Origin of the sequence: Rhodococcus sp. RS1C4 (assembly GCF_002258225.1) — a bacterium.
GTDB classification, from domain to species: domain Bacteria; phylum Actinomycetota; class Actinomycetes; order Mycobacteriales; family Mycobacteriaceae; genus Rhodococcoides; species Rhodococcoides fascians_E.
Genome location: NZ_NOXZ01000014.1, coordinates 14,174 through 37,335, shown reverse-complemented (window position 1 = coordinate 37,335; position 23,162 = coordinate 14,174). Strand labels below are relative to the sequence as shown.

Below are 23,162 nucleotides of genomic sequence, written 5' to 3'. Positions count from 1 at the left end.
TCTCAGGGCTGCCCCTATGACGGCATCCTCGAGGTACTGCTCTGATGCTCGTCGGTAACGTCGGGGAGGTGCACGAAGTAATCGATGTGGACGTCGACCTGATGGCTGGGGCTCTCATCCTGGACTCGATCGGCAACAGGGAAGGAGTACCTACCGAACGCTTTCCGACACCGCCCGATCTGGTGAAGGGAGGCCGAGGTCTGGTGGTGATCCACGCAGGTGGGCGCGGCAAAGTCCACGTAACGGTGAGAATTGGACCAGCAGCACCCGCACTGACCGACGCCGAGCGTGCGCTATGGGAGGAAACCCAAGAGGTCGCTTACGCCTGCGAGGACCCGGAGGTCTTCCTCGACGGATCCACCGGAGAAGTCGTCGCACCGTTCACACTGCCTGAAGGCGATTACCGCATCCGAGTGTTCGTCCGTGGTCGCGCGAAGTACTTCGATACCTACACAGCCCCGGACGAGGAAGCTCGAGTGCATGTCGAGATGCACATCTGGCCAGCGCACGTCGAAGTGAGCGCACCGAGCTGAGAAGAGCTGGGTGTCATCGTCGGTCTCGATTAGTCTCGCACTATGAGGAGTCGAGTGCTGTTCCGTGGGACATGGTTCGCGCTCGCCGCGCTGGCGATGGCGTACGCCATCGTCTCCGGACTGTCTCCGGTTGCGACAATCTCGATGTCGTGCGGGAAGATTGGTGAACTGAGCCCGTTCTACGGGAGATCCGGATTTACTTGTACGGATTCCATTCTCGACGCAGTGGGGTTGGTGCCCGTTGCGCTCCTCGGCATCTTGCTGGCGGCTCCACCTGTAATTGCGGGTGTCGCCCTGAACCGGAACGTATCACTCTGTGCAGCAGTTGCATTGGGATTCATGGCCATCTTCGGCTTGCTCAATTGGACCGGGTTCTGGGTGCTGATGCTGATGGGAGCGTTACCTGCCGCAGTCTTCGCCGCCATCGTTGCCGCACTACAGCCACATTTCCGTAGACCAGTTGCTTCTGTGTCGGACCGAGTTAATTTCGCCGATTGAGAGCTCGGCCGAAGTGGTCGTCGCAACTCGGAATCGAATCATGACGCATCGGTCAGCGGTGTACGGCACAGGCAGCGGGCTCAGGGCATGACTGTAGGCGGCACATGTCAAGCTCTGTGCCGCTGTGGGTCTGCTACCTGCCCACGGTGGGCTCGTGTCACCCGCCACCGTGGGCTCGGGCGTCGACCTATTCTCGGGCGGCCCCTGGGTTGCCTGGTTCTGGGTCGTTGGTTTCGGGGTCGCTCGTTTCAGTATCGGTGGAGTCGACGGGACCGAACAGGGGGAGTTCCGGGATAGGTCGGATGTACTCGTCGGGGTGGTGATAGTGATTGAGTAGCCCACGTCGAAGTGGGTCGAGCGTTGTCGGGGAATGCCATAGCGTTCGGCCTGGATAGGGGTGGTCGGGGCCGGCCTTGGTCGTGGCCCAGTCGGTGTCCTTCGGGCCGACCAAGGGATGATGCCGATCGCATCCGAAAGTAAGGTCCTCGATATCGGTGTTTCCACCGGCCGCCCACTCTTCGATGTGGTGGACCTGGCTCCACGTTGCAGGGCGGGTGCAGCCGGGGAAGCTGCATCCACGATCGGCTGCTATCAACACGATTCGTTGGTCCGGTGACGCCAATCGCTTGGCGCGCCGAAGTTGAAGCGGACGTTCGTCGTTGTCGAAGATGACCAAGCACTGATAGGCGTGCGACGCCATCCGAATGGCATCCCGCATCCCCACCAGGGACCCGGTTGCGGTCACCGCATGGCCCGAAGCGGCTTCGAGATCCTTCACACTCATCGTCAACACGGCTGTCACGGGAAGTCCCCTGTGCATCCCCAACTTTCCGGACGCGAGCATCTGCCGGAACACCATCTTCATCGCGTCGTGCTGCCGTCGTCCCTTGCCTCGATGATCTCGACGCGCCCGGGCTGCCGCCTCTTCATCGACCGGTTCGCCCTCGGCGGGCTGGCCGTCGTCCGTGGCGTCTTTCGGAACGCTCGACTGATCAGGTCGATCGTCACAACCATCCGCGTCATCAGGTGAGTCGACGACCGGTGGGGGATCTGCTGGATTGGCCTGTCCGGGTTTCGCCCATTTGTCGAATACGGCCTCGATGTACGCACGCAGTTCGGAGTCGACGACCATCTTTCCGCGGGACAACCCGTCAGCTCCTTGTTCGTCGAACTGGACGTAGCATCGATCCGCGACCCGCGCGGGGTCTTCGTCATCACCGTCGGGGTCGATCAGGTCGTACAAGCGCGAGGCAGCTGCCTTCAGGTGGTCGGGGCTGAGCTGGCGTGCCAGTTCCGCCAGCTGAGCCTCCGCTTTCTCCCGCGTCTCGATGTCGACCTTCGATCCCAGACGCCAGAAGAACTTTCTGATGATCTGTTGATGCTCCTCGTTGATCAGCCCGTCCTCCGCGCCGCGAAGAGTGTTCGGTGACAACGGTTCCAAACGCTCACCCGTGACGGATGTGCGCTCACCGAACTCCATGGCCAAGCGGATACGTTGACCCGCTCGCGTTCCGGAGGATCGCAACAACACGGACAGTGCTTCAGGGACCGACCCGTAGATGTCGTCCAAGCCTCGCTGGTCGACGAGATCTGCGATCCAGGTGTGGCTGTACGCGAACAACTTTTGACGAACCACTTCCATGCGCACCAGTAGAGCGCGTCGATCCGCATTGTGAAGCCCGGCTGTCTGCATGCGACCGACGTCCTCCGTGCCCTTCTCGATCATCTCGACGACCTCGCGCAGGGACGAGGGGCCGATTACAGGAACACCGTCACCGGAGGACCGCCAATGTGGCTGTGTGTCAGTGACAATCGTGGACTGAGCCATTGCTTCTGAATCTCCCCCTGAAAGCATGTGAGAAGACTATCCGGTGCCACCGACAAGCTTTCGAACATCAGTGCGAATCCGCCCGTCATTCTTGCCGGCGCGATGCGTTCTGCCGGTACAGCTTCCGACTAGTCGTCGTGTGATCGGCGCTTCCTGAGCGCGTAGACGGCGGCACCCGCTGCGAGTACGCTTGCACCCACTGCCACCGATGACACAGGTAGCGAGAACGCCAGCACGAGACAACCCACGAGGCCGATCACAGGAACGAGGCGCGCTGGGCGGCCCTCGGCGCGAGACAAGGTCGACGCCGACACATTGGTCACGGCGTAGTAGCAGAGCACTGCGAACGACGAGAAGCCGATCGCGGTACGGATGTCGACGGTGGCTGCGGTGACGGCGACGACCACCCCGACCATCAGCTCTGCCTTGTGAGGTACGCCGAACCGTGGGTGCACGGCCGCCAGAACGTGCGGAAGGTGCCGGTCACGGGCCATTGCGAAAATGGTTCGTGAGACGCCGAGTACGAGGGCGAGCAACGATCCCAGCGCTGCCACCGCAGCGGTCGCACTCACCACTGGCACCAACCAGGATCGACCGGTGACGCGGGCCGCGTCGGCGATCGGTGCGCTTGCTTGCGCGAGCCCCGACGGGCCCAGCGCCCACAGCAGCGCTGTGGCGACCGACGCGTACAGCACCAAGGTCAGGGCGAGCGCGATCGAAATCGCTCGGGGAATGGTACGAGCCGGATCGCGGACCTCCTCACCCAACGTTGCGATGCGCGCGTAACCGGCGAAGGCGAAGAACAACAGGCCCGCACCCTGCAGTACACCTATGGTGGTGACATCGGCCGCCGAGACTTCCACCGGATGCCCGGGCGAGTGGACCAGCGATGCCACCACGACCACAACGAGAACCGTGACGACCACGGCGACGATGATCCGCGCCAACCACGCGGACTTCTGCACTCCGACGTAGTTGACGGCGGTCAGCCCGAGCACCGCCGCCGCAGCCACTGCATGCGCGTGTTCGGGCCATGCGTACATACCGACCGTCAATGCCATTGCGGCACAGGACGCACTCTTGCCCACGACGAATCCCCACCCGGCGATGTAACCCCAGAACTCGCCGAGACGCTCACGCCCGTATACGTACGTTCCTCCCGACGAGGGATACAACGCGGCAAGCCGTGCCGACGACGTGGCGTTGCAATAGGCGACCACAGCGGCGACGGCCAATGCAACGAGCAAACCCGATCCCGCAGCCCGAGCGGCGGGAGCCAGCGCCGCGAAGATTCCAGCGCCGATCATGGCGCCCAATCCGACGGTCACTGCATCGACGAGCCCGAGTCGACGACGGAGTTCACCGCCAGGAACAGTCACAATGCAACCGAAAGACTCTCGGTGCTCGGCCTGACACGGCCGGCCGAGGAACGAGCAGGTGTGGTCCGACTCGACGCCGTTCTCAGCGTAGTGAGGAGCACTTCCGCAGTGATCACTTGCCTGATCCTGCCCGAAGGCGGACCGAACTGCGAGAAGGAAAAATCAGTGGCGGGGCCTGCGAGGATGAACTGGTGATCGAGAACCCGTCCATTCTGCAGTTCCGCCGCCTCGCGCAGTCGTCGCCGTGGCGGTGGACGAGCGTCGAATTCACCCGTTCGCCAGACCGATTCGACACCGGTATCCACGCGTGGATCCGTCGGCCAGGGGCGATGCGGGTGGAAGTGAACGACGGTCGCGTCGTCGTGCACAAGGCGAGGAGGCCGTTCGACGGTGCCATGACGCGGAGCAACAATGGCCCATTGCTGCCGGTGCAAGGACGTTGGCCGTCCACAGTGGTTCCGGTGTACGACGCCGACGGTCTCGTCGAGAGCGTGCCGCCCGAGACGCACGGCCCGTCGGTGGAGTGGGACGACCCGATGTTCGACGACTACCTGTGGGTCGCGATGCTCAACCCCGTCGAACTGGCCAGATCCGCCCACGACACGACCTCCGGCCCGACGGTCGATCTGTCGCAGGCGAGGGTGGTGACCCATCACGGCCGCACCGCGTGGGAAGCGATCGCCACCCCGACCGCCGCGTACGACCCACGATGCGACTGTTGCCCGATGCTCTCGGGAGAGTTCGTCGAAGACGAATGGATACCCGGACCACCGTCGACCGTGCGACTGGACGTCCAGACCGGGATCTGCGTTTACCTCGAAACCGAGGGATCTGCGCGGGATCTCGACATTCTGAGCGTCGACACCGCACTGCCGGATGCACTGTTCGAGAAGTAAGTCAGCGGAGGGTCCAGCCGCGCCTGATCAAGAGGCTGGACCCTCGACGCGATCATGCGCGCGGATCGAGTGTCACCTTCACCGAGACGGAGGATCCGTCCTTGCGGGTGACGGCGTGGCCGGTCCGGGTGATGCCGTCGAGGTCGATGGAGATGGGGCCGCCGTCGGGGTAGAAGTTCCGCCACCAGTTCTTCTTGTCCGGCATTGCGACGCCGATGATCACCTCGTCACCGCGGCGACGGTAGCCCACCAGGACGCTGAACTGCTTGCCGGATCTGCGGCCCGTGTAGGTGACCTCGGTGATCGTGCCCGACACCAATTTGCCGACGACCGGCGCGTTCAACAGCGGACGCACAAGCGCATTGAACCGAGCAGCGACTCGCTGAAATGTGTTCATACCCGTGATCCTGCCTGGGAACCGACAGCCGTGCACCCGGTACTTTCGACCGGTGAGAAGACTGGACTCGCGCCGCGCAGGCATCTGGGCCGACGCATTGACGATCGTGTCCCTCGTGGCACTCGGGGTGTGCGTTGCGGCCGTCGTCGACCGGGTGTCTCCGCCGAACACGGTGCAGTCCGAGGCCGCCCCGTCGTCGTTTACCCGAGAGCCCACCCGAGAGCCCATCCCCGTGCCCGAACCAACGGACACGACCTACCTCGAACCCGAGGTCGACGCGGACGCGCCCATACCAGGTTGCGACACCGTGGAACCTCCTGCCGAGTCCGCGATCCGGGGCCAGATCTCGACCAGCGTCGACACCTACGGCAACCCGCAGTACCCCTGGTACGACGGTCGGCGAGCGGTGATGATGACCGACGCCGTTGCTGCCGCCTTGCCGGACAGGGTCGAGGTCCAGTTCGGCAGCCGCCGCACTTCTCTGATCTTCCAACCGATTCCCCAGTCTCCCGCTGATCCGAGTGGACCGCGGCCTCCAGGATTCGCCTCGGCGACAGCCGACATGGCACGAGGCGACACGTCGGGACTGCTCGCGGTCTCGGTCCGGAAAGGCGACGGTTCGGTGCCGTCGTGTGTGGCAGGTCAGGTCGATGAGAGAAGTGTTTCCGCGGACGGATCGGTGGTGGACGTGAACGAATCCTGGTACCAGTACGGGCCGGACAGAACGAACTTTCGCACCGTCGAGGCCTACTATCCGGACGGAACGCAGGTGACCGCGACAGCGTCGGACGCGCCCAATTTTCCGTCGACCAGGACCGGTGATCGCGACATCGTGCTGACCGTCGCCGAGCTCGAAAAGATCGCGGAGCAACCGGAACTGCGTGTGAGTGCACCGGTCCCCGCGGACACGCCCGAGCCGACCCGTGGGTGCTCCGATTCCTTCGGTTTCGAATACGACGGACCGACCATCGACGGCGATACAGCCGGTGAGCTGAACGACGCGCTGGGAGACCTCGACATCGGTGAGTCCTTCAGCCCCGCACTGGACAGCCTGATGCTCGTCGATTTCAGTACGTCGGCAGTGTGCACGCACGTCGATGTACAGAACACGGGTGCGGACCTGACCGTCACGATCACCGGCGGGGCCGAACTCCCCGTGGTCCCCGACGTCTACGACCCGTCCTACGCCGACCGGCCGATGAGAACCGAAACTCTGGACAGCGGAGCGGTACTCGAGGTCGACGAGAACGGCTACTCCTATTCGCCTGCGCCGGAATCGGGCCCGGCTGGGGGGTCGACGCGCGTCGTGACCGTCACCTACCCGTCGGGTACGCAGGTGGACGTCCGGTCGCACGCCGAGAAACCCGACGAGCCGCTCACCGCAGACGCACTCATCGCCATCGCGACTGCCGACGGGTTGGATGTCCTGTGAACGCGCACCGAAGGTTGGCCGCAACAGCTGTGGTCGCGGTGGTGGCGGTCGGTGCGGCCGTGTACCTGGTCTCGACGTCCACGAACGAGTCCGATGTGCCCTCGGTGGCCACGGCAACCGCCCCTGGCGCTGTCTGGACCGTCGACGCCTCCGATGTACTCGAAAACGAGTTCGCGACGTTCGAGGACCCCGTAGGCGGTAGGTACGGTGAAGTGTTCGGCGGTGTCGTCGACGCCGGGGACGTGCTCGTTGCCGAAGCCGGCCTCACCAATCAGGACTCGAAGAAATTCGAGCGGGCAGAGTTCGTCGGAATCGACGCGGCGTCCGGCGCTGTTCGGTGGACGACGCCTGCCGACGGGACCGGACGATGCTCGACGGCACTGCTCGACGGAAAGATACTGTGCCGCAGCCACTCGGACGTCGTCACCATCGACCCGGGCGACGGTGAGCTCACGCGTTACGGGACCCGATGGAACATACACGGCGTCGGGACCGACGGCACCGACGTCTACGTCGTCGAAGGGGACCCGGACGGCTACACCGTCCGCGTCCACAGTGGATCGTTGTCGGATCTCGACGAGAACTGGACGACCACCTACGACAACACCTGGGTCGACTCCACGACGTTCGGCGACATCGTGCAGTTCGCTGTCGGTGTCGGTGTCGGTGTCGCCAGGTTCACCTCGGGAACCGCGGTGTTCGACGCCGGCACCGGCGCAGCCGTGGACACCTTCGACTCTCCCGACTGCGCGCGGAGCCGTGAGCTGCGCGACGGCGACGCGTTCTTCGTGATCGGCAGACGCTGTTCGGACCTGTTCGAATTCCGTACCGACCTGGTCGACTCGGCATCGAACGTGATCGCCACTGCGAACGAGGAGGTGTGGCAGCGCCTGTCCGTCGACAACTCCCGTGCGGGAGACCCCGTCCTGTTCGACGGCAAAGCCTACGATCCCCGTACCGGTGCTCAGCTGTGGGAATTCGACGAGGAGAGCCCTGTCTCCGACCTCGCGATCATCGACGGCGTCGTCATGTGGATGTACGGCCCGGCCCGTGACCTGCGCACCGGCGCGATCTTGTGGGAACCGGACTTGGAACAACAGTCCGTACTGCCGACCGCCGCGTACGACGGATCCGCCTACACCGTCGGATGGCAGGACATTCTCGTCATCGATCCCGCCACAGGACACCGTCGGGCATCGGTGTCGCTCGACGGCCTGCTCGGTAACACCGGAGGGCGATCCGAGCAAGTCGCACTCCAGGAAACCGGCGCCGGGGTGCTGGTCGTCAACGAGTCGAGGTTGAATTTGATCCGCTGAGGACTTCAGACACGATCAGGTCAAGAATTTCGTCTGATTCGACCCAGTAACGAACAGCGGGCTCCGGAAGACATAAAGTGTCGAGGGACACGAAGGCCGCATGCGTGCGGGGGACGAACTAACACGGCTCAGGACCGGCCGGGAACTGGAATCGACTTCGAGATGAAGCTTTCTTCACTACGTGCCGCTGCACTCATCGCGGCAGGCACTCTGGCAATGACCGCTCTCGGCGGCGTCGCGACGGCCGAGCCCGCGAAGGCGCCTGCAGTCTCGTCGATCGACAAGGACGGGCGGAACTGGAACCTTCAGGTCTACTCCGCCGCGATGAACAAAGACATCACCGTCGAGGTTCAGCGCCCTCTGGACGAGTCCAAGCCCGCCCCCAACGCCTACCTGCTCAGCGGCCTCGACGCAGGCGAAGGATCGGCGAGCTGGCAGCAGCAGACCGACGCGCTCGAGTTCTTCTCCGACAAGCACGTCAACCTCGTGCTCCCCATCGGCGGCAAGGGCAGCTACTACGCCGACTGGAAGCAGGAAGACCCGGTCCTCGGCGTCAACAAGTGGCAGACCTTCCTCACCGAGGAACTGCCTCCCCTGCTCGACGAGACCCTGGGGTCCACCGGCAAGAACTCGATCGCCGGTGTCTCCACCTCCGGTACCTCGGTTCTGCAGCTCGCCGAAGCCAAGCCCGGCCTGTACGGCGCCGTCGCCGCGTACAGCGGATGCGCACAGATCGCCGATCCCATCGGCCGCCAGTTCGTGAAGTTCTCCGTCGAGACATGGAAGGGTGGTAACACCATCAACATGTACGGCCCGGACAACGACCCGGCGTGGGTCGAGAACGACCCGGTCGTCAACGCCGAGAAGCTTCGCGGAACCGAGCTGTACATCTCCAGCGGTAACGGCAACCCCCAGCCCGAGGACATCCGCTACTACACCGAGGGCAACGGACCTCAGGGTGTCATCAACCTCGGTCTCGGCATCGTCATCGAAGGCGCCACCAACTTCTGCTCGCACAACCTGAAGAACAAGCTGGACTCCATCGGGATCCCGGCGACGTACCAGTTCCCGCCGGTCGGCACGCACTACTGGCCGTACTGGGAGCAGGCCCTGAAGGACTCGTGGCCGGTGCTCGCCAAGGGCATGGGAATCTGATTTCCCTCGACTCGGGATTGCCCCCGACCCGTCATGGGTCGGGGGCAATTTTGTGCCCGAATGCGGCAAGGTGAAGGTGTGAAGAAGTTCGTCACCGCAGCGGTGCTGCTGATGCTCGGCGCAGCAGGGCTGTTCAACGGCATCGCCCTGGTCTCCGATCCCGACGGCGGCACCCTGGGCCTGAGCGTCGACATGCTCCCCGAATGGCACACCTGGGACTACCGATACGCAGGCGCCTTCGTGCTCGTAGCCCTCGGAATCGCACCCCTGGTGTGTGCGGCGGCCGTGATCGTCGACATCCCCGGTGCACGTGTCTTCGCCGGCGTCGTCGGCATCGTCGCCGTCGGGTGGACGCTCTGGCAGTACCTCGTTCTCGACATCTGGGCGCCCCGTGCGTACACAGGATTGACGCTGCTCGGAATACTGCTCGCCGTCGGCGGAGTCGACGCGATGGTGCGAGGGAGGCGTCGGGCCGAGCGGTGAGACGGGTTTACGGCTACTTTCTGGTGGATATGTCCATTTTGATTTGTAAGGACATTCATACCTAGAGAGGGCGATCATGTCGGGAGTTTCGCGGAGAACAGCACTACTGGGTGGGCTGGCGGCCGCGGTCGGCGGATCGACAGCCTTGGCCTCCTGCGCACGGGCACAGACGAACGAGACGCAGACCGATCAAGCGAAGTCCGGTGCGGTGTTGATCCGCAACGCACGCGCGGTCCTGACGATGGACCCGAGCGTCGGAGATTCGAGCGTCGGAGATTCGAGCGTCGGAGAGTCGAACGTCGGTAAGTTGAACGTCGGTGAGTTGAACGATGTAGACATCCTGATCGAATCCGGGCGCATCGCGCAGATCGGCGCGGGGCTGCAGCAGGACGGCGCCGACGAGATCGACGCATCCGGATCGATCGTCATGCCCGGTCTGGTCGACACGCATTGGCACATGTGGAACTCCATCGCCCGAGGCTTCGGGCAGACGTCGAAGGGCGGATTCGCACCGTCCATGGCGTCGATCTCGCCGTTGTTCACTGCGTCGGACAGTGCCCTCGGAGTTCGGCTGGCACTGGCCGAAGCCGTGTCGGCGGGAATCACCACCGTCCACAACTGGGCCCACAACGTCCGAAGCCCTGAGCACGCCGAAGCCGAGGCTCAGGCCATGACCGAGTCCGGAGTGCGCGGGCGATTCGCCTACGGATACCCGCAGGATCTCGGCGCCGATCAGCCGATGGATCTGAACCATCTACGCTCCTGGTCATCCGATTTCCCGGACGGGCTCATCTCCCTCGGCATCTGCGCGCGCGGCCCTGATCGGTCCGAAGATGCTGTGTGGCAGCAGGAATGGGATGTCGCACGTTCCCTCGGACTTCCCATCACGACGCACATGGCGTCCGACGCTGCCGCCGCGGCGCTCGGCGGGATCGCCAAGCTGGACGCCAGGGGAGGGCTGGGACCCGACGTGCAGCTGGTTCACCTGACCGCCGCGACACCGGCCGACCTCGAGACCATCGCACGGACACGAACGGCGGTGTCGATCAGCCCGTGGACGGAGCTGCAGGTGGGCTACGGGCTCCCTCCCATTGCGGCCCTTCGAGATTCGGGAGTGGCGCTGGGGCTTTCGGTGGACAACACGGTACTGTCCGGCACCGCCGACATGTTCGAGGTGATGAAACTGACGGCCGACCTCCCCGGCGGAATGCAGACGAAACAGGGCACCGTCACCGACGCGAGCGTCCTCGACTGGGCCACGGCCACAGGCGCACGGTCCATCGGATTCGGCGACACAGCCGGTGTACTGGCAGTGGGTCGACCGGCGGACATCATCCTGGTGGACGCCGACGCACTCAACACAGCCCCGATATACGACGCGACCAGCCTCGCAGTGCGAGCGGCCCGGCCGTCGAACGTGTCGTTCGTCATGATCGACGGGGTCGTCCACAAGCGTGGCCACGAATTGGTCAGGGTCGACACCGAGGCACTTCTGTCCGAGTCCGACCAGGCGATTCGCACCCTGCGTGACCGGGCAGGTTTTTGAGGGGGTTGTGGAACCCGGAGTGCTGATGTAGCTTGGCGGTAGTTCTCCGCCGACCGATACGGTCCGCGTCGAGGATTTATCGGGGGAAATTCTCGTTTCCCGCTCACATCGCGTTTCGCGCGAATCTCGGAAGTAGAGACTCATGACCACAGCACACGCCACACCTGTATCGAATGCGGTGTCGGAATCGGAATTACGCCCGGTCTCCGGCATCGTCGACATGCACGGCAACACAGCCATTCTACGGACCACCGGCTACCTGCCAGGACCCATCGACGTTCAGATACCATCGAACATCCTGCGCCAGAAAGGGTTACGTACAGGCGATCTCGTCACCGGCGCCGCACGTGCACCGGAGAAAGCACGTCAAAAGTTCGACGCACTCGTTCGCGTCGACGACATCAACGGCCGAGACGCCGGGGAGAAGCGCCCGAAGTTCGACGCTTTGACCCCGCTGTACCCCAACCAGCGCCTGCGGCTCGAAACCACTCCCGACCGCCTGTCCACCCGCATTGTCGACCTCGTGATGCCCATCGGCAAAGGTCAACGCGCGCTTGTCCAGTCACCGCCGAAAGCGGGTAAGACCACAATGGTCAAGGACATCGCCGCCGCCATCGCGCTCAACCATCCCGAGTGCCATCTCATGGTGGTCCTCGTCGACGAACGCCCGGAAGAAGTGACCGACATGATGCGGTCGGTGAAGGGCGAAGTGATCGCGTCGACGTTCGACAGGCCGCCGACGGACCACACGGCAGTCGCCGAACTGGCAATCGAGCGAGCCAAGCGTCTCGTCGAAAGCGGTGAAGACGTTGTGGTGCTCTTGGATTCCATCACCCGACTCGGGCGCGCCTACAACAACTCCTCGCCCGCGTCGGGCCGGATTCTCTCCGGAGGAATCGACTCCACAGCGCTCTATCCGCCGAAACGTTTCCTCGGTGCCGCCCGCAACATCGAGAACGGTGGCTCGCTCACCATCATCGCAACAGCCCTCGTCGAAACCGGCTCCCAAGGGGACACAGTCATTTTCGAGGAATTCAAGGGCACCGGTAACGCCGACCTCAAACTCGATCGCAAGATCGCCGAACGAAGAATCTTCCCAGCCATCGACGTCAACCCGTCGGGAACCAGGAAAGACGAACTACTGATGTCGGCCGAGGAATACTCGGCCGTACAGAAAGTCCGACACCTGCTCAGCGGCCTCGACTCGCAGCAGGCAATCGAACTACTGGTCACGCAACTCGCGAAAACCCGGTCCAACCACGAATTTCTCACGCGTGCAGTCACTGCTCGCTAGATGCGGTCAGTTCTGCCCCGGAGAGTTCTTCGCTTCCAGGAACATCTGCAGAAACGATGTACCCGGCGTTGTACTCGGCTGCTCGTCACGTTCCTCGGGTCCGGTGTCGTCGTTGCCTGTCATCGCTGCGACTCCTGCGGGTCGAGGCTGTCGACGATGAGGTGGCCGGCACCGAGGACATCAAGGATCATGCGCACGGGCCTGGTCGGCGCGAAGATGCGAACCTCGGCGGTGGATGCCGTGACCGCGTCGACGATGACGCTGGCGGCTCCGGAGTAGATGAACGTGACAGCCGACAGGTCGACGCGGACGTCCGAGTGCTCGGAGGTGAGCTCCTCGATGCTGTCCATCAGGGGCAAGCGTGCGGTCATGTCCAGCTCGCCGGTGGCTCGGAGCACCGCGAAGTCGGAGGAGTAGGACTCGGTGTCGATCGTGAACCGAGGAGCGTGCTCCTGTGGGTCGGAAGCAAGGTCGACGGACAGTGGATGTGCTGCAGTGATCATGTTCTCTGCCTTCGCGTCGTGAGTTCGTCGAGGTCAACTCTCGCAGCAGAAGGTCTCGTAGCCGTAAATCGTTCCATCACGGTGCCATCACCGAGTGATAACGAAACGATAACGTCAGTAGGTGGGCGCCAAATGGGCCAGGTCGGCGGCCAGTTCCCGACCCTCGTCTCGCACGTCGACGACGTCGGAGTATCCTTCGTCGGCGGGAGTCGGCAGTCCCCGCTCGGTCAGCCACGCGTCGTCGAACAGCTTGCCCAGGTATCCCCGACCCGAGTCGATGAGCAACGAGACGACCGTGTCCGTCGCCCGCAGATCGCGCGCCAACTCGACCGTCGCAGCCGCCACCGTTCCCGAGGATATCCCGACGAGCAGCCCATGGTTGCGGGCCAGCGCCCGAGCGCTGCGGAAGCTGGAGGCGTCGTCGATCCGGATGATGCGGTCGACGATGTCGGTGTCGTACGTGGTCGGCCAGTCGCCGTCGGGCATCGCGCGGCCCGCACCCTCCACGTAGTACGGAGTGACCTCGCCCGAATAGGCCGATCCGACGGGATCGGCTCCGATGATCTGGACCCGGCCGTCGGATACTTCCTTCAGATAACGCCCTGTGCCACTGATGGTTCCACCGGTTCCGATGTTGGCCACGAAGTGGGTGATCCGGCCTTCCGTCTGCTCCCACAGTTCCGGCCCCGTCCCGCGGAAGTGCGCGGCGGGATTGGCAGGGTTGTCGTACTGCGCCGAGGTCCACGCGTTCGGCACCTGCTCCACCAGACGCGTCACGATGGTACGGGCGTTTCGAGGATGGCCGAGCGGATACTGGGCGCTGGTCAGGACGATCTCCGCACCGAACGCACGAAGAACCGAAATCTTCTCCGGCGACACCTTGTCCGCCACCACCAGGATGGTTCGGTACCCCTTGGCGGCCGCGATCATCGCAAGACCGGCGCCGGTGTTGCCCGACGTCGCGTCGATGATCACAGAATCGGGGGTCAACGCACCCTCGCGCTCGGCATGTTCGATCATCGACGCCGCGATTCTGTCCTTGGCCGATCCTCCGGGATTGACGAACTCGACCTTGCCCAGAAGTGTTGCCTCGGTGCTGGATCCCAGTCTTCCCAGGTCCACCAGAGGTGTGTTTCCGATGAGGCCCAGGACGGATTCCGACGGTGCTGTCGTGATCACCTGGTCCGCTACGAGATCCGTGATGTCGTCCACCTCCATGACGTTCGAGGCCGAGCTGGTCGACGCTGCGACAACGGCCATCGCACAACGTAACCCCTTCGGTCACGGAATTCACGAGTTCCACTCAGCATGATTCCAGAGCGTGTAACGCTCACCATGATTTCATCCCTTGCCTTCGGACGGTCGCGGCGAACGTGCAGGTAGGAGGCCCGAATTCGCATCGTTAAGTTGTAATTGACCATTTCGGTAGATGAACTTCGTTGGTATTCGCGGCGACGGACCCCACACTGAGTGCGTTCCCCCGGCGATGCCACGAATCATCCTGAAAGGGCCAGAAATTCCTCACATGACTCACGAATTCGATCGACGCCGCTTCCTCGGTTTCGGGGCTGCGCTGGTCGGTACCGGGTTTCTGGCTGCATGCGGCGGCGCCACCAGTCCGACCGGGAGTGCCACGGCATCGGGTTCCCCGACACCCGGCGGTACCGTCACGTACCTCAACGAGAAGTTGATCGACGGATACCAGCAGCAGAGCACCGGATCCTGGCATGTGGCGCAGGTGTGGAACCAAGTGGTGGAGAGGCTGTTCTACTACGACGCCGACGGCGTGTTCCGTCCGCACCTGGCAACAGGATTCACCGAGAACGACGACCGCACCGAGTTCGGCCTGACCATCAGGCAGGGCGTCACCTTCTCCAACGGCGAGAAGCTCGACGCCGCCGCGGTGGCGTCGAACCTGAACCTGTTGGGCACGGGAGACAAGGGGCGAGGAGTCCCGAGAGCCGCGTACTTCCCGCCCAGTTACGACGTAGCGGAGGCGACGGGTGAGTACGACGTGACGATCCGCCTGACCGAACCGTTCGGTGACTTCATCCAGAAACTCGGGGCGTGGACGACCGTCGGAATTCTTGCCCCCGCGACGATCGACGCCGGCCTCGCCGATCAGTCCGATCTGAGCAAGATCTTCGGGACCGGGCCGTTCGTCGTCGAATCATGGCTCCCGAGCAAGGAGGTGGTGCTACGCCGCCGAGAGGACTACTCCTGGCCGCGCAGTGATACCGCGCACGACGGCCCGGCCTACCTCGAGAAGATCACCGTGCAGCAGGTGATCGAACCCTCGCTGCGCGGAGGATCGCTCCAGGCAGGCCAGGTGGACATCATCCACTACGTCCAACCGACCGAGGAGCCGTTCGTCACCGACGGATTCACCCTCATCGCACCGACGTTCTTCGGCAGCGTCTGGGGTCTTCAACTCCGCCTGACCGCAGCACATCTCGACGACATCCGAGTGCGTAGAGCGCTCACCCACGGCGTCGACCGCGCCGACATCATCGCCACCAACTACCCGAGCGGCGCATGGACCGAAGCGAAGTCGACGTTCAACGAGATCGTGCCAGGGACATTGGATCTGCGCGACAGATTCGCGTACGACCCCGACCTGTCGAACCGTCTGCTCGACGAGGCGGGGTGGACGGACCGCAACAGCGACGGATACCGCGTCAAGGACGGCGAGCAGCTCAGCCTGCTGATCTACCCCTCGGTGTTCATTACCACCTCCGAGGCCGACCTGCAGTTGGTCGCCCAGCACTGGCGTCGGATCGGGGTTCGGCTCGAGATCAAGGGCACCGACTTCTCCAACTACAACACCGTGACGGCCCAGCCGGACGTGCCGCTGTACGAGAACCACTGGCTTGCAGGCAGTCAGAGCGAGATGTGGCGGTGGTGGCACAGCTCGCAAGCCAATCAGTTCAAGACCCCGGGCGAGGAACTCGACGGCCTGCTCACCACGCTGGTGCAGGCGACATCGGAGCCCGCTCGCATCGACGCGTCCAAGGCGGTGCAGGAGTACGTGATCGACAACGCCCTGTACATACCGATCCACGAGTTCCGTCAGACCTGGGGCGCCGCGAACCACCTGAAGGACCTGAGTGTCGACGGTCTCGGGCTGATCAACTTCTACGACGCCTGGATCGACGAGTCGAACCGGCGAACGACGTAAGGACTTCATTCTCTTGTCTCACACGACGCGGTACGCGCTCTCGAGAATCGGGCAGGCTCTGCTGACGGTGTTTCTCGTCTACATCGTGGTGTTCGTCATCGTCACGTTGCTGCCGGGCGATCCCGTGTCCGGCAGGCTGAGCAACCCCGAATACGGATACACCGCCGACGAAATCTCCGAGATGCTCGTCTACTTCAAACTGGACCGCCCGGCCTGGGAGCAGCTGTGGGTGGCGCTGGAACGACTGCTGCACGGTGATCTCGGCCTGTCGTATGCGTCCAACCTTCCGGTGTCGACGCTGTTGTGGTCGGGAGTTCCGTCCACCCTGCAGCTCGCGGGCACGGCGTTCGTCATCGCGATCGTGTTCGCAGCCGCCGTCGCCGTCGGCGCGTTCTTCCTGCCGACGAGATTCGGCGGCGGGGTACTTCGAGCATTCCCGTCGCTGTTCCTGTCGCTGCCCAACTTCCTGATCGGGCTCGTCGTCATCAACGTGTTCTCCTTCCAGCTCGGACTGTTCGTACTCAGCGACTTCCGCAGCGTGGACTCGCTGATCTACCCGGCCGTCACCCTCGCCATCCCGGCGTCGGCGCCGATCGCACAGGTGTTCATCAGCGCGCTGGACACCGCGCGGTCCGAGCAGTACGCCACCGTCGCCGTCTCCAAGGGAATCGGCAGATTCGAATTGCTGACCAGGCACCTGCTGCCCAACGCGGCGCTGCCGACCTTGACGATCACCGCGATCATCGTCGGCGATCTGTTGGGCGGGTCGATCATCACCGAAGCGATCTTCGGCCGAAACGGCGTCGGCAGCGTCGTCGAGAAAGCCGTCGGCGAGCAGGACGTGCCGGTGTTGCAGGCGGCCGTGGTACTCGCGGCGGTGCTGTTCCTCGCGATCAACCTCGTCGTCGACCTCGTGTATCCCGTCCTGGACCCGCGCCTGCGTCGGACGGTGACGGCATGAGCATCCTCGACCGCCCACGCACCGCCACCGTCACGGGAGCGGTTGCCGTGCTCGGATCCGCCACCAAGGCACGCAACGGCTACACCGTCGCCGCGCTGCTGTTCGTCCTGCTGATCGCGGCATGGGCGATCGCACCCGGCCTGTTCACCAGCCAGGACCCATACCTCGGGACCACCGCGGACAAGTTCCTGCCGCCGTCCTGGAGCCACCTGTTCGGCACCGACCAACTGGGCCGCGACATTCTTACCCGCGTCATCCACGGCACTCGGTCGGCCGTACTCACCGCATTGCTCGCGGTGGCCATCGGATCGGTCGCGGGCAGCATCGTCGGGCTCGTCGCCGGATTCTTCGGGCGCGGCGTCGACGCCGTCCTCGGCCGCGTGATCGACACCTTGCTCGCGATCCCCGGCTTCCTGCTGGCCGTCATCGTCGTCGTCTCACTCGGGTTCGCGAGCGTCAATACCGCCATCGCCGTGGGTATCTCGTCGATCGCCGTGTTCGCCCGGCTCATCCGTTCCGAAACGCTCCGAGTGAAGAACTCGGCCTTCGTCGAATCCTCGAAGCTGATCGGCGGAGGCACGCTGACGGTCCTGTTCCAACACGTACTCCCGAACGTGTATCGATCGGTGCTGGCGCTGGCAGTCCTGCAGTTCGGGCTCGCCATCATCAACGTCTCCGCCCTCGCGTTTCTCGGCTACGGCAACCCGCCACCCAGCCCGGACTGGGGACTGTTGGTGGCCGAGGGGAAGGACTTCTTCTACCGGTACCCCTGGTTCGTCTACGCCCCGGGCGTCGTGATGGTGGCGTCGGTGCTCGCTCTCCAGCAACTCAGCAAGTCCATCGGAAACAAGGACAGGTGACATGACGGCAACGGCGGAACTGCGCGAGAACGCCCACTCGATCTCGGACCCGGCACCACTGCTGGCCGTCCGTGATCTCGCGGTAGCGTACGACGGCAACCTGAATCACCCGACGGTCTCGGGTGTCTCGTTCGACGTTCGAGCCGGAAGCACGGTGGCGATCGTCGGCGAATCGGGATCCGGCAAGTCGACGGTCGTCGGCGCCGTTCTGAAACTTCTCGGCGACCGCGTTGCCGTCGGTGGGACGGTCGAGTTCGGAGAGCGGGACATCCTGCGGCTGCGGGAGCGCGACTTTCGACGAATCCGCGGACGGCGCATCGGGTTCGTGCCGCAGGATCCCACGGCGTCGCTCAATCCGGTCCGGCGGATCGATCGCCAGATATTCGAGGCGTTCCGATCCTCCGGCCTCCCGGAATACGCACAGCCGAGGAACTTCCACGATCAGGCTGTCGCACTGCTGGATTCGGTGGGGATCCCGACGCCGGAGCGGGCGCTGCACTCGTACCCGCACCAACTGTCCGGCGGTCAACTGCAGCGCGTGCTCATCGGTATCGCGATCTCGCAGCGACCTGCGTTGATCGTCGCGGACGAACCGACGTCGGCGCTCGACGTCACCATCCAGAAGACGATCCTGGACCTGATCGATCGGTTGAAAACCGAGCGGGACCTGTCGGTTCTGCTCATCACCCACGATCTGTCACTCGCCGCCGAGCGCGCGGACACCGTCGTGGTGCTGAACCGAGGCAGAGTCGAAGAGTCCGGAACGTCGGCGGAGGTCCTGGCCGATCCGAAGTCCACGTACGCACGGAACCTGATCGGCGACATTCCCAGCATCGACCCCGATCGATTCGCAGCGGCGAAGGCCGAACGCGCCCTGCCTGATACCGAACCCGCCCTGTCGGTCGTCGACATCCACAAGGCCTTCGACGTCGGTCGGCACCGCATTCAAGCTCTCGACGGTGTGTCCTTCGAGATCCCGGCAGGCCGGACGCACGCACTCGTCGGCGAATCGGGTTCCGGCAAGTCGACCCTGGCCAGGCTCGTCCTGCGACTGGAGGAACCGGACGCCGGACAGATAGTCGTGGCCGGACAGGACATCTCCCACCTCGGTACACGTGGACTGCGTGATGCCCGCAGGCACCTACAGCTGGTGTACCAGAACCCTTTCCACTCGCTCGACCCGACGTATTCCGTGGAGCAACTCGTGGCGGAACCGCTCGTGCGGTACAAGATCGGTTCACGAACCGAGCGGAGGGAACGCGCGGTCGAAGTACTCGATCTCGTCGGACTGGACCAGACGTTCCTGCGCCGAAGAATACGCGCGCTGTCCGGAGGCCAACGACAACGAGTCGCCATCGCCCGGGCACTGAGCCTGAGCCCGAAAGTACTGGTGCTCGACGAACCGACGTCCGCGCTCGACGTCACCGTGCAGGCACAGATCCTGCAGGTGTTGATCGAGCTACAGGTCAGGCTCGGCGTCAGCTACCTGTTCATCTCGCACGACCTGTCCGTCGTACGCCAGCTGTCGGACACGGTCACCGTCCTGCGCCGCGGAGTCGTCCAGGAAGCAGGCCGCACCGAGGACGTGTTCTCGGCGCCCACCAGCGAGTACACCCGAAAGCTCGTCCGATCGATCCCCACCTGGGAGCCCAACGAAAAAGGAGACACAGCATGACCGCTTCACCGGACACAGCCGTAGGCCTGGACGTCGTTCCCGTCGCCGGTTACATCGGCGCTCAGATCACCGGCGTCGACCTCCGTGACGACCTCGACGACGCCACCGTCACCGAGATCCAGGGCGCCTTGAACCAGTACAAGGTCGTGTTCTTCCGCGACCAGCAGATCGGGCACGCCGAGCAGGTCGCGTTCGCCCGCAAGTTCGGCAAGGTCACCCCGGCTCATCCGCACGAGGAGAACCCGCCGGAAGGATTCCCGGAGATCCTGCCGATCGACAGCAGGCGCTACGACAAGAACCTCGGCCGCAAACGAACGTCCTACGACCACAGCTGGCACACCGACGTCACCGCCCTGATCAACCCGCCGGCAGCGTCGATCCTGCGGGCGGACATCCTCCCGCCCTACGGCGGTGACACCGCCTGGGCCAACCTCGTCGCCGCGTACGAGAACCTACCGAAGGAACTGCGGAACTTCGTCGACACACTCGACATCAAGCACCAGTTCCAGGCACGAGCAGCCGCCGGCAGCCAGCGCGACCGAAAGATCAAGGAAGCCAACCTCGTCGCCTACCACCCGGCTGTTCGAGTCCACCCACTGACCGGCGAGCGTGCGCTGTTCGTCAGCCCCGGATTCACGCGCGGCGCACGCGAAATCCGCGGATTCACCCCGGACCAGAGCGAGCGGCTGCTCGAGTTGCTGTGGGCCGAGGCGTCGAAGACCGAGTACACGGTCCGATTCCAGTGGAAGCCCGGCAGTGTCGCGTTCTGGGACAACCGCGCAACCGCTCACCTCGCGATCGCCGACGCCGGACACCTCGGCCACGACCGAGTGCTCTACCGCGTCACGCTCGAAGGGGACGTACCGGTGGGTGTCGACGGACGACAGTCCGAGGCAGTCTCGGGAGAGCCGTTCCACGGCGCATGAGCCGGTACCTGCGCTTCACCACCAATCTCATCCCGGGCGCTCTGCAAGGGCCGGGCGCGACGCATCCGTTCGTCGACATCGACGACTTCGTCCGCTCGGCTCGACTCGCCGAGCAGGCGAGGCTCGACGCGGTGTTCTTCGCCGACTCGCAGGGCATTCCGCCCGGCGGGCGCGGCTTCGCGTACCTGGATCCGCTGACAGTGCTGCCGGCGCTTGCCCGGGAGACCGAGCACGTCGGTCTCGTAGCGACGGCGTCGACGACCTACTCGACGCCGTACGCGCTGGCTCGGTCGATTCTGTCGCTCGACCACATCTCCCACGGCCGAGCCGGGTGGAACATCATCACCACGATGGACCCGACCGTCGCGCGGAACTTCGGCGTCGGCGAACCACCGCCGCGGGAGGAACGGTACCGTCGGGCCGACGAATTCACCGAGGTGGTTCTGGCGCTCTGGGATTCGTGGCGCGACGAGGTCACCGAGGACTGGGACCTGGAGAATCTCCGACGAGAGCCCGTCGACCACGTCGGCGAATTCTTCTCCGTCGCAGGCCCGTTGCAACTACCGCGTTCCCGGCAGGGCAGACCGGTGCTGTTCCAGGCGGGTGGGTCCGATCGAGGAATCGAGACCGCAGCCAGATTCGCCGACGCGGTGTTCTCGGTGGGCCTCACGGAAGACGCGTCCCGGGACTACCGCGAGCGACTGAACAAGGAGACCCGTAACACCCGCGGTGGATCCGAGGGCGTCCTCGTTCTGCCCGGCATCTTCTTCTCCGTCGGAAGTACCACGAACGAGGTGGATCGCCTGCTGCACGACGCCGAGAACGCACTCGACGGAACGGATGCGCTGCACCGCTTCGCATCCAGATTCGACCTCGACCCGGACGAGATCGACCTCGACGGACCGGTACCACCCCAGGTGGCGGTCACCGACAACACACGATCGATCGGCTTCGCCCAGGGCGGAGCCGATTTCGCCCGCAGCAACCGCGACCTCACGCTCCGCCGATTCATCGTCCTCGGCGGAGGCGGTCATCGCCGGGTCTTCGGCACCCCGGAGTCCATCACCGACGACCTGATCGGGTGGACGGAGCGCGGAGCGGCCGACGGGTTCACGGTATTCGTGGAGTCGTTGCCGCAGTTCGCCGACCACATCGTTCCGTTGCTGTGGGAACGCGGAGTACACCGCCGCGAATACTCCGGAACCACGCTGCGCGACAACTTCGCACAACACACAGGCTGACATCGCGACCGACCGATCGACAACAAACAAGGAGAAGACATGACGGACACATCGACACGACAGCTCGGCACCGACGGACCAGTGGTCTCGCCGACAGGCCTCGGCTTCATGAGCTTCCGCACCGGCTCCGGCCCCGAGGACCTACGTGCCGCCACCGACGTCGTGGATGCGGCACTGGACTCCGGCATCACGTTCTTCGACACCGCCGACGTGTACGGACCCGAACACAGCGAGATCCTGCTCGGCAAAGCGCTGCAGGGTCGACGCGACAAGGTGGTCCTCGCAACCAAGTTCGGCAACCCGCTCGACCGCGAGACCAATCCGAACGCGAAAATCGACGGCAGCCCCGAGTACGTCCGGACCGCCATCGACGCGTCACTGCGACGGCTGGACGTCGACCACGTCGACCTCTACTACCTCCACCGCGTGGATCCGACGGTCCCCATCGAGGACACCGTCGGCGCGCTGAAGGAACTCGTCGACGCCGGCAAGATCCGCCACATCGGACTGTCCGAGGCAGGACCGAACACCATCCGCCGCGCTCACGCCGTACACCCGATCGCAGCGATTCAGAGCGAGTGGTCACTGTTCAGCCGGGACATCGAGACATCCACCGTGCCCGTCGCGCGAGAACTGGGCATCGCGCTGGTGCCCTTCTCCCCGCTGGGACGCGCGTGGTTGACCGGCGCAGTGCACACCAAAGAGGACATCAAGGGCAGGTTGGTGGACCACCCCCGCTTCGCCGACGAGAACTTCCAGACCAACAAAGCCCTCGCCGACGAGGTGGTCGCGGTCGCAGCCGATCTCGGTGTGAAACCGTCGCAGGTGGCGTTGGCGTGGATTCTCGGACGCGGCGACGACGTCGTGCCCATTCCTGGAACTCGGCACGCCGAGTACGTCCGCGAGAACGCGGGTGCGCTGGCGGTCACGTTGACGGCGGATCAGGAAGCCAGGCTCGCGAAGCTGGCCGATCAGGTGGCAGGGCATCGCTCGATTCAGCCGGAGAACCTGGGCACCGAAGCGCCCCTCCCTTCCTGACACCCACGCGCACGACGAAACGG

Annotated in this window: 20 protein-coding genes and 1 pseudogene; 16 read left to right on the top strand and 5 right to left on the bottom strand. The window is 64.3% G+C overall.

Annotation, left to right across the window (positions count from 1 at the left end; all coding sequences use genetic code 11):
• The first annotated feature begins 44 nt into the window (after positions 1 to 44).
• On the top strand, positions 45 to 533 hold the full coding sequence (locus CH289_RS05420) for a hypothetical protein (RefSeq protein ID WP_094727509.1): 489 nt from the start codon (positions 45 to 47) through the stop codon (positions 531 to 533).
• Between the two features lie 42 nt (positions 534 to 575).
• On the top strand, positions 576 to 1,031 hold the full coding sequence (locus tag CH289_RS05415) for a hypothetical protein (RefSeq protein WP_033189085.1): 456 nt from the start codon (positions 576 to 578) through the stop codon (positions 1,029 to 1,031).
• A 187-nt stretch (positions 1,032 to 1,218) separates the two neighbouring features.
• On the opposite strand, the gene CH289_RS05410 is transcribed toward CH289_RS05415, so the two are convergent.
• Both CH289_RS05410 and CH289_RS05405 read right to left on the bottom strand, forming a co-directional pair.
• Positions 1,219 to 2,757, bottom strand: a complete 1,539-nt coding sequence (locus CH289_RS05410) for an HNH endonuclease signature motif containing protein (protein ID WP_094727508.1) — start codon at positions 2,755 to 2,757, stop codon at positions 1,219 to 1,221.
• A 230-nt stretch (positions 2,758 to 2,987) separates the two neighbouring features.
• The gene (locus CH289_RS05405; protein WP_033189086.1) at positions 2,988 to 4,241 is read right to left on the bottom strand and encodes an APC family permease; all 1,254 of its coding nucleotides are present in this window, start codon (positions 4,239 to 4,241) and stop codon (positions 2,988 to 2,990) included.
• A 188-nt stretch (positions 4,242 to 4,429) separates the two neighbouring features.
• Between CH289_RS05405 and CH289_RS05400 the strand changes: the two genes are divergently transcribed.
• Positions 4,430 to 5,134 carry a hypothetical protein gene (locus CH289_RS05400; RefSeq protein WP_094727507.1) on the top strand — a complete coding sequence of 235 codons (705 nt, stop codon included), beginning with the start codon at positions 4,430 to 4,432 and terminating at the stop codon, positions 5,132 to 5,134.
• Between the two features lie 52 nt (positions 5,135 to 5,186).
• Here CH289_RS05400 and CH289_RS05395 read toward each other — a convergent pair whose 3' ends face one another.
• Positions 5,187 to 5,531: a hypothetical protein gene (locus tag CH289_RS05395; RefSeq protein ID WP_094713961.1), complete on the bottom strand. Its 345-nt coding sequence runs from the start codon at positions 5,529 to 5,531 to the stop codon at positions 5,187 to 5,189.
• A 52-nt stretch (positions 5,532 to 5,583) separates the two neighbouring features.
• Between CH289_RS05395 and CH289_RS05390 the strand changes: the two genes are divergently transcribed.
• The 6 genes and pseudogenes from CH289_RS05390 to rho form a co-directional block, all read left to right on the top strand.
• Positions 5,584 to 6,963: a hypothetical protein gene (locus CH289_RS05390; protein ID WP_094727506.1), complete on the top strand. Its 1,380-nt coding sequence runs from the start codon at positions 5,584 to 5,586 to the stop codon at positions 6,961 to 6,963.
• Positions 6,960 to 8,279, top strand: coding sequence for a PQQ-binding-like beta-propeller repeat protein (locus CH289_RS05385; RefSeq protein WP_256977044.1), 1,320 nt, complete (start codon positions 6,960 to 6,962; stop codon positions 8,277 to 8,279). Before CH289_RS05390 ends, CH289_RS05385 begins: the two co-directional genes overlap by 4 nt.
• A 162-nt stretch (positions 8,280 to 8,441) precedes the next feature.
• Positions 8,442 to 9,434, top strand: coding sequence for an alpha/beta hydrolase (locus CH289_RS05380; protein WP_019663923.1), 993 nt, complete (start codon positions 8,442 to 8,444; stop codon positions 9,432 to 9,434).
• A gap of 78 nt (positions 9,435 to 9,512) precedes the next feature.
• Entirely contained in the window at positions 9,513 to 9,917 is a 405-nt protein-coding gene (locus CH289_RS05375; protein WP_230593838.1) for a hypothetical protein, read from the top strand.
• A 76-nt stretch (positions 9,918 to 9,993) separates the two neighbouring features.
• A complete protein-coding gene (locus CH289_RS05370) occupies positions 9,994 to 11,463 on the top strand; it encodes an amidohydrolase family protein (protein WP_094727504.1) in 1,470 nt (489 codons plus the stop codon).
• 178 nt (positions 11,464 to 11,641) lie between these two features.
• Positions 11,642 to 12,757: pseudogene (rho, locus tag CH289_RS05365) on the top strand (transcription termination factor Rho); the annotation flags it as partial.
• A gap of 119 nt (positions 12,758 to 12,876) precedes the next feature.
• Here rho and CH289_RS05360 read toward each other — a convergent pair.
• Together CH289_RS05360 and CH289_RS05355 are read right to left on the bottom strand one after the other, a co-directional pair.
• Positions 12,877 to 13,260, bottom strand: a complete 384-nt coding sequence (locus tag CH289_RS05360) for an STAS domain-containing protein (RefSeq protein WP_019663918.1) — start codon at positions 13,258 to 13,260, stop codon at positions 12,877 to 12,879.
• Between the two features lie 114 nt (positions 13,261 to 13,374).
• Positions 13,375 to 14,520, bottom strand: coding sequence for a PLP-dependent cysteine synthase family protein (locus CH289_RS05355; RefSeq protein ID WP_094628521.1), 1,146 nt, complete (start codon positions 14,518 to 14,520; stop codon positions 13,375 to 13,377).
• Positions 14,521 to 14,785: 265 nt separating this feature from the next.
• Between CH289_RS05355 and CH289_RS05350 the strand changes: the two genes are divergently transcribed.
• Genes CH289_RS05350 through CH289_RS05320 form a run of 7 tightly spaced genes read left to right on the top strand, consistent with a single transcriptional unit; the run spans position 14,786 to position 23,139 of the window.
• On the top strand, positions 14,786 to 16,438 hold the full coding sequence (locus CH289_RS05350; RefSeq protein ID WP_094727502.1) for an ABC transporter substrate-binding protein: 1,653 nt from the start codon (positions 14,786 to 14,788) through the stop codon (positions 16,436 to 16,438).
• 13 nt (positions 16,439 to 16,451) lie between these two features.
• Positions 16,452 to 17,399, top strand: coding sequence for an ABC transporter permease (locus CH289_RS05345; RefSeq protein ID WP_037184515.1), 948 nt, complete (start codon positions 16,452 to 16,454; stop codon positions 17,397 to 17,399).
• Positions 17,396 to 18,259 (top strand): ABC transporter permease, encoded by an 864-nt coding sequence (locus CH289_RS05340; RefSeq protein WP_094727501.1) that lies wholly within the window; start codon positions 17,396 to 17,398, stop codon positions 18,257 to 18,259. The genes CH289_RS05345 and CH289_RS05340 overlap by 4 nt, the downstream gene beginning before the upstream one ends.
• 1 nt (position 18,260) lies before the next feature.
• Entirely contained in the window at positions 18,261 to 19,934 is a 1,674-nt protein-coding gene (locus tag CH289_RS05335; protein WP_094727500.1) for an ABC transporter ATP-binding protein, read from the top strand.
• A complete protein-coding gene (locus CH289_RS05330; protein ID WP_020110691.1) occupies positions 19,931 to 20,860 on the top strand; it encodes a TauD/TfdA dioxygenase family protein in 930 nt (309 codons plus the stop codon). The genes CH289_RS05335 and CH289_RS05330 overlap by 4 nt, the downstream gene beginning before the upstream one ends.
• Entirely contained in the window at positions 20,857 to 22,101 is a 1,245-nt protein-coding gene (locus CH289_RS05325) for an NtaA/DmoA family FMN-dependent monooxygenase (protein WP_094727499.1), read from the top strand. Before CH289_RS05330 ends, CH289_RS05325 begins: the two co-directional genes overlap by 4 nt.
• 39 nt (positions 22,102 to 22,140) lie before the next feature.
• The gene (locus CH289_RS05320) at positions 22,141 to 23,139 is read left to right on the top strand and encodes an aldo/keto reductase (protein ID WP_094727498.1); all 999 of its coding nucleotides are present in this window, start codon (positions 22,141 to 22,143) and stop codon (positions 23,137 to 23,139) included.
• The last annotated feature ends 23 nt before the right edge of the window (positions 23,140 to 23,162 follow it).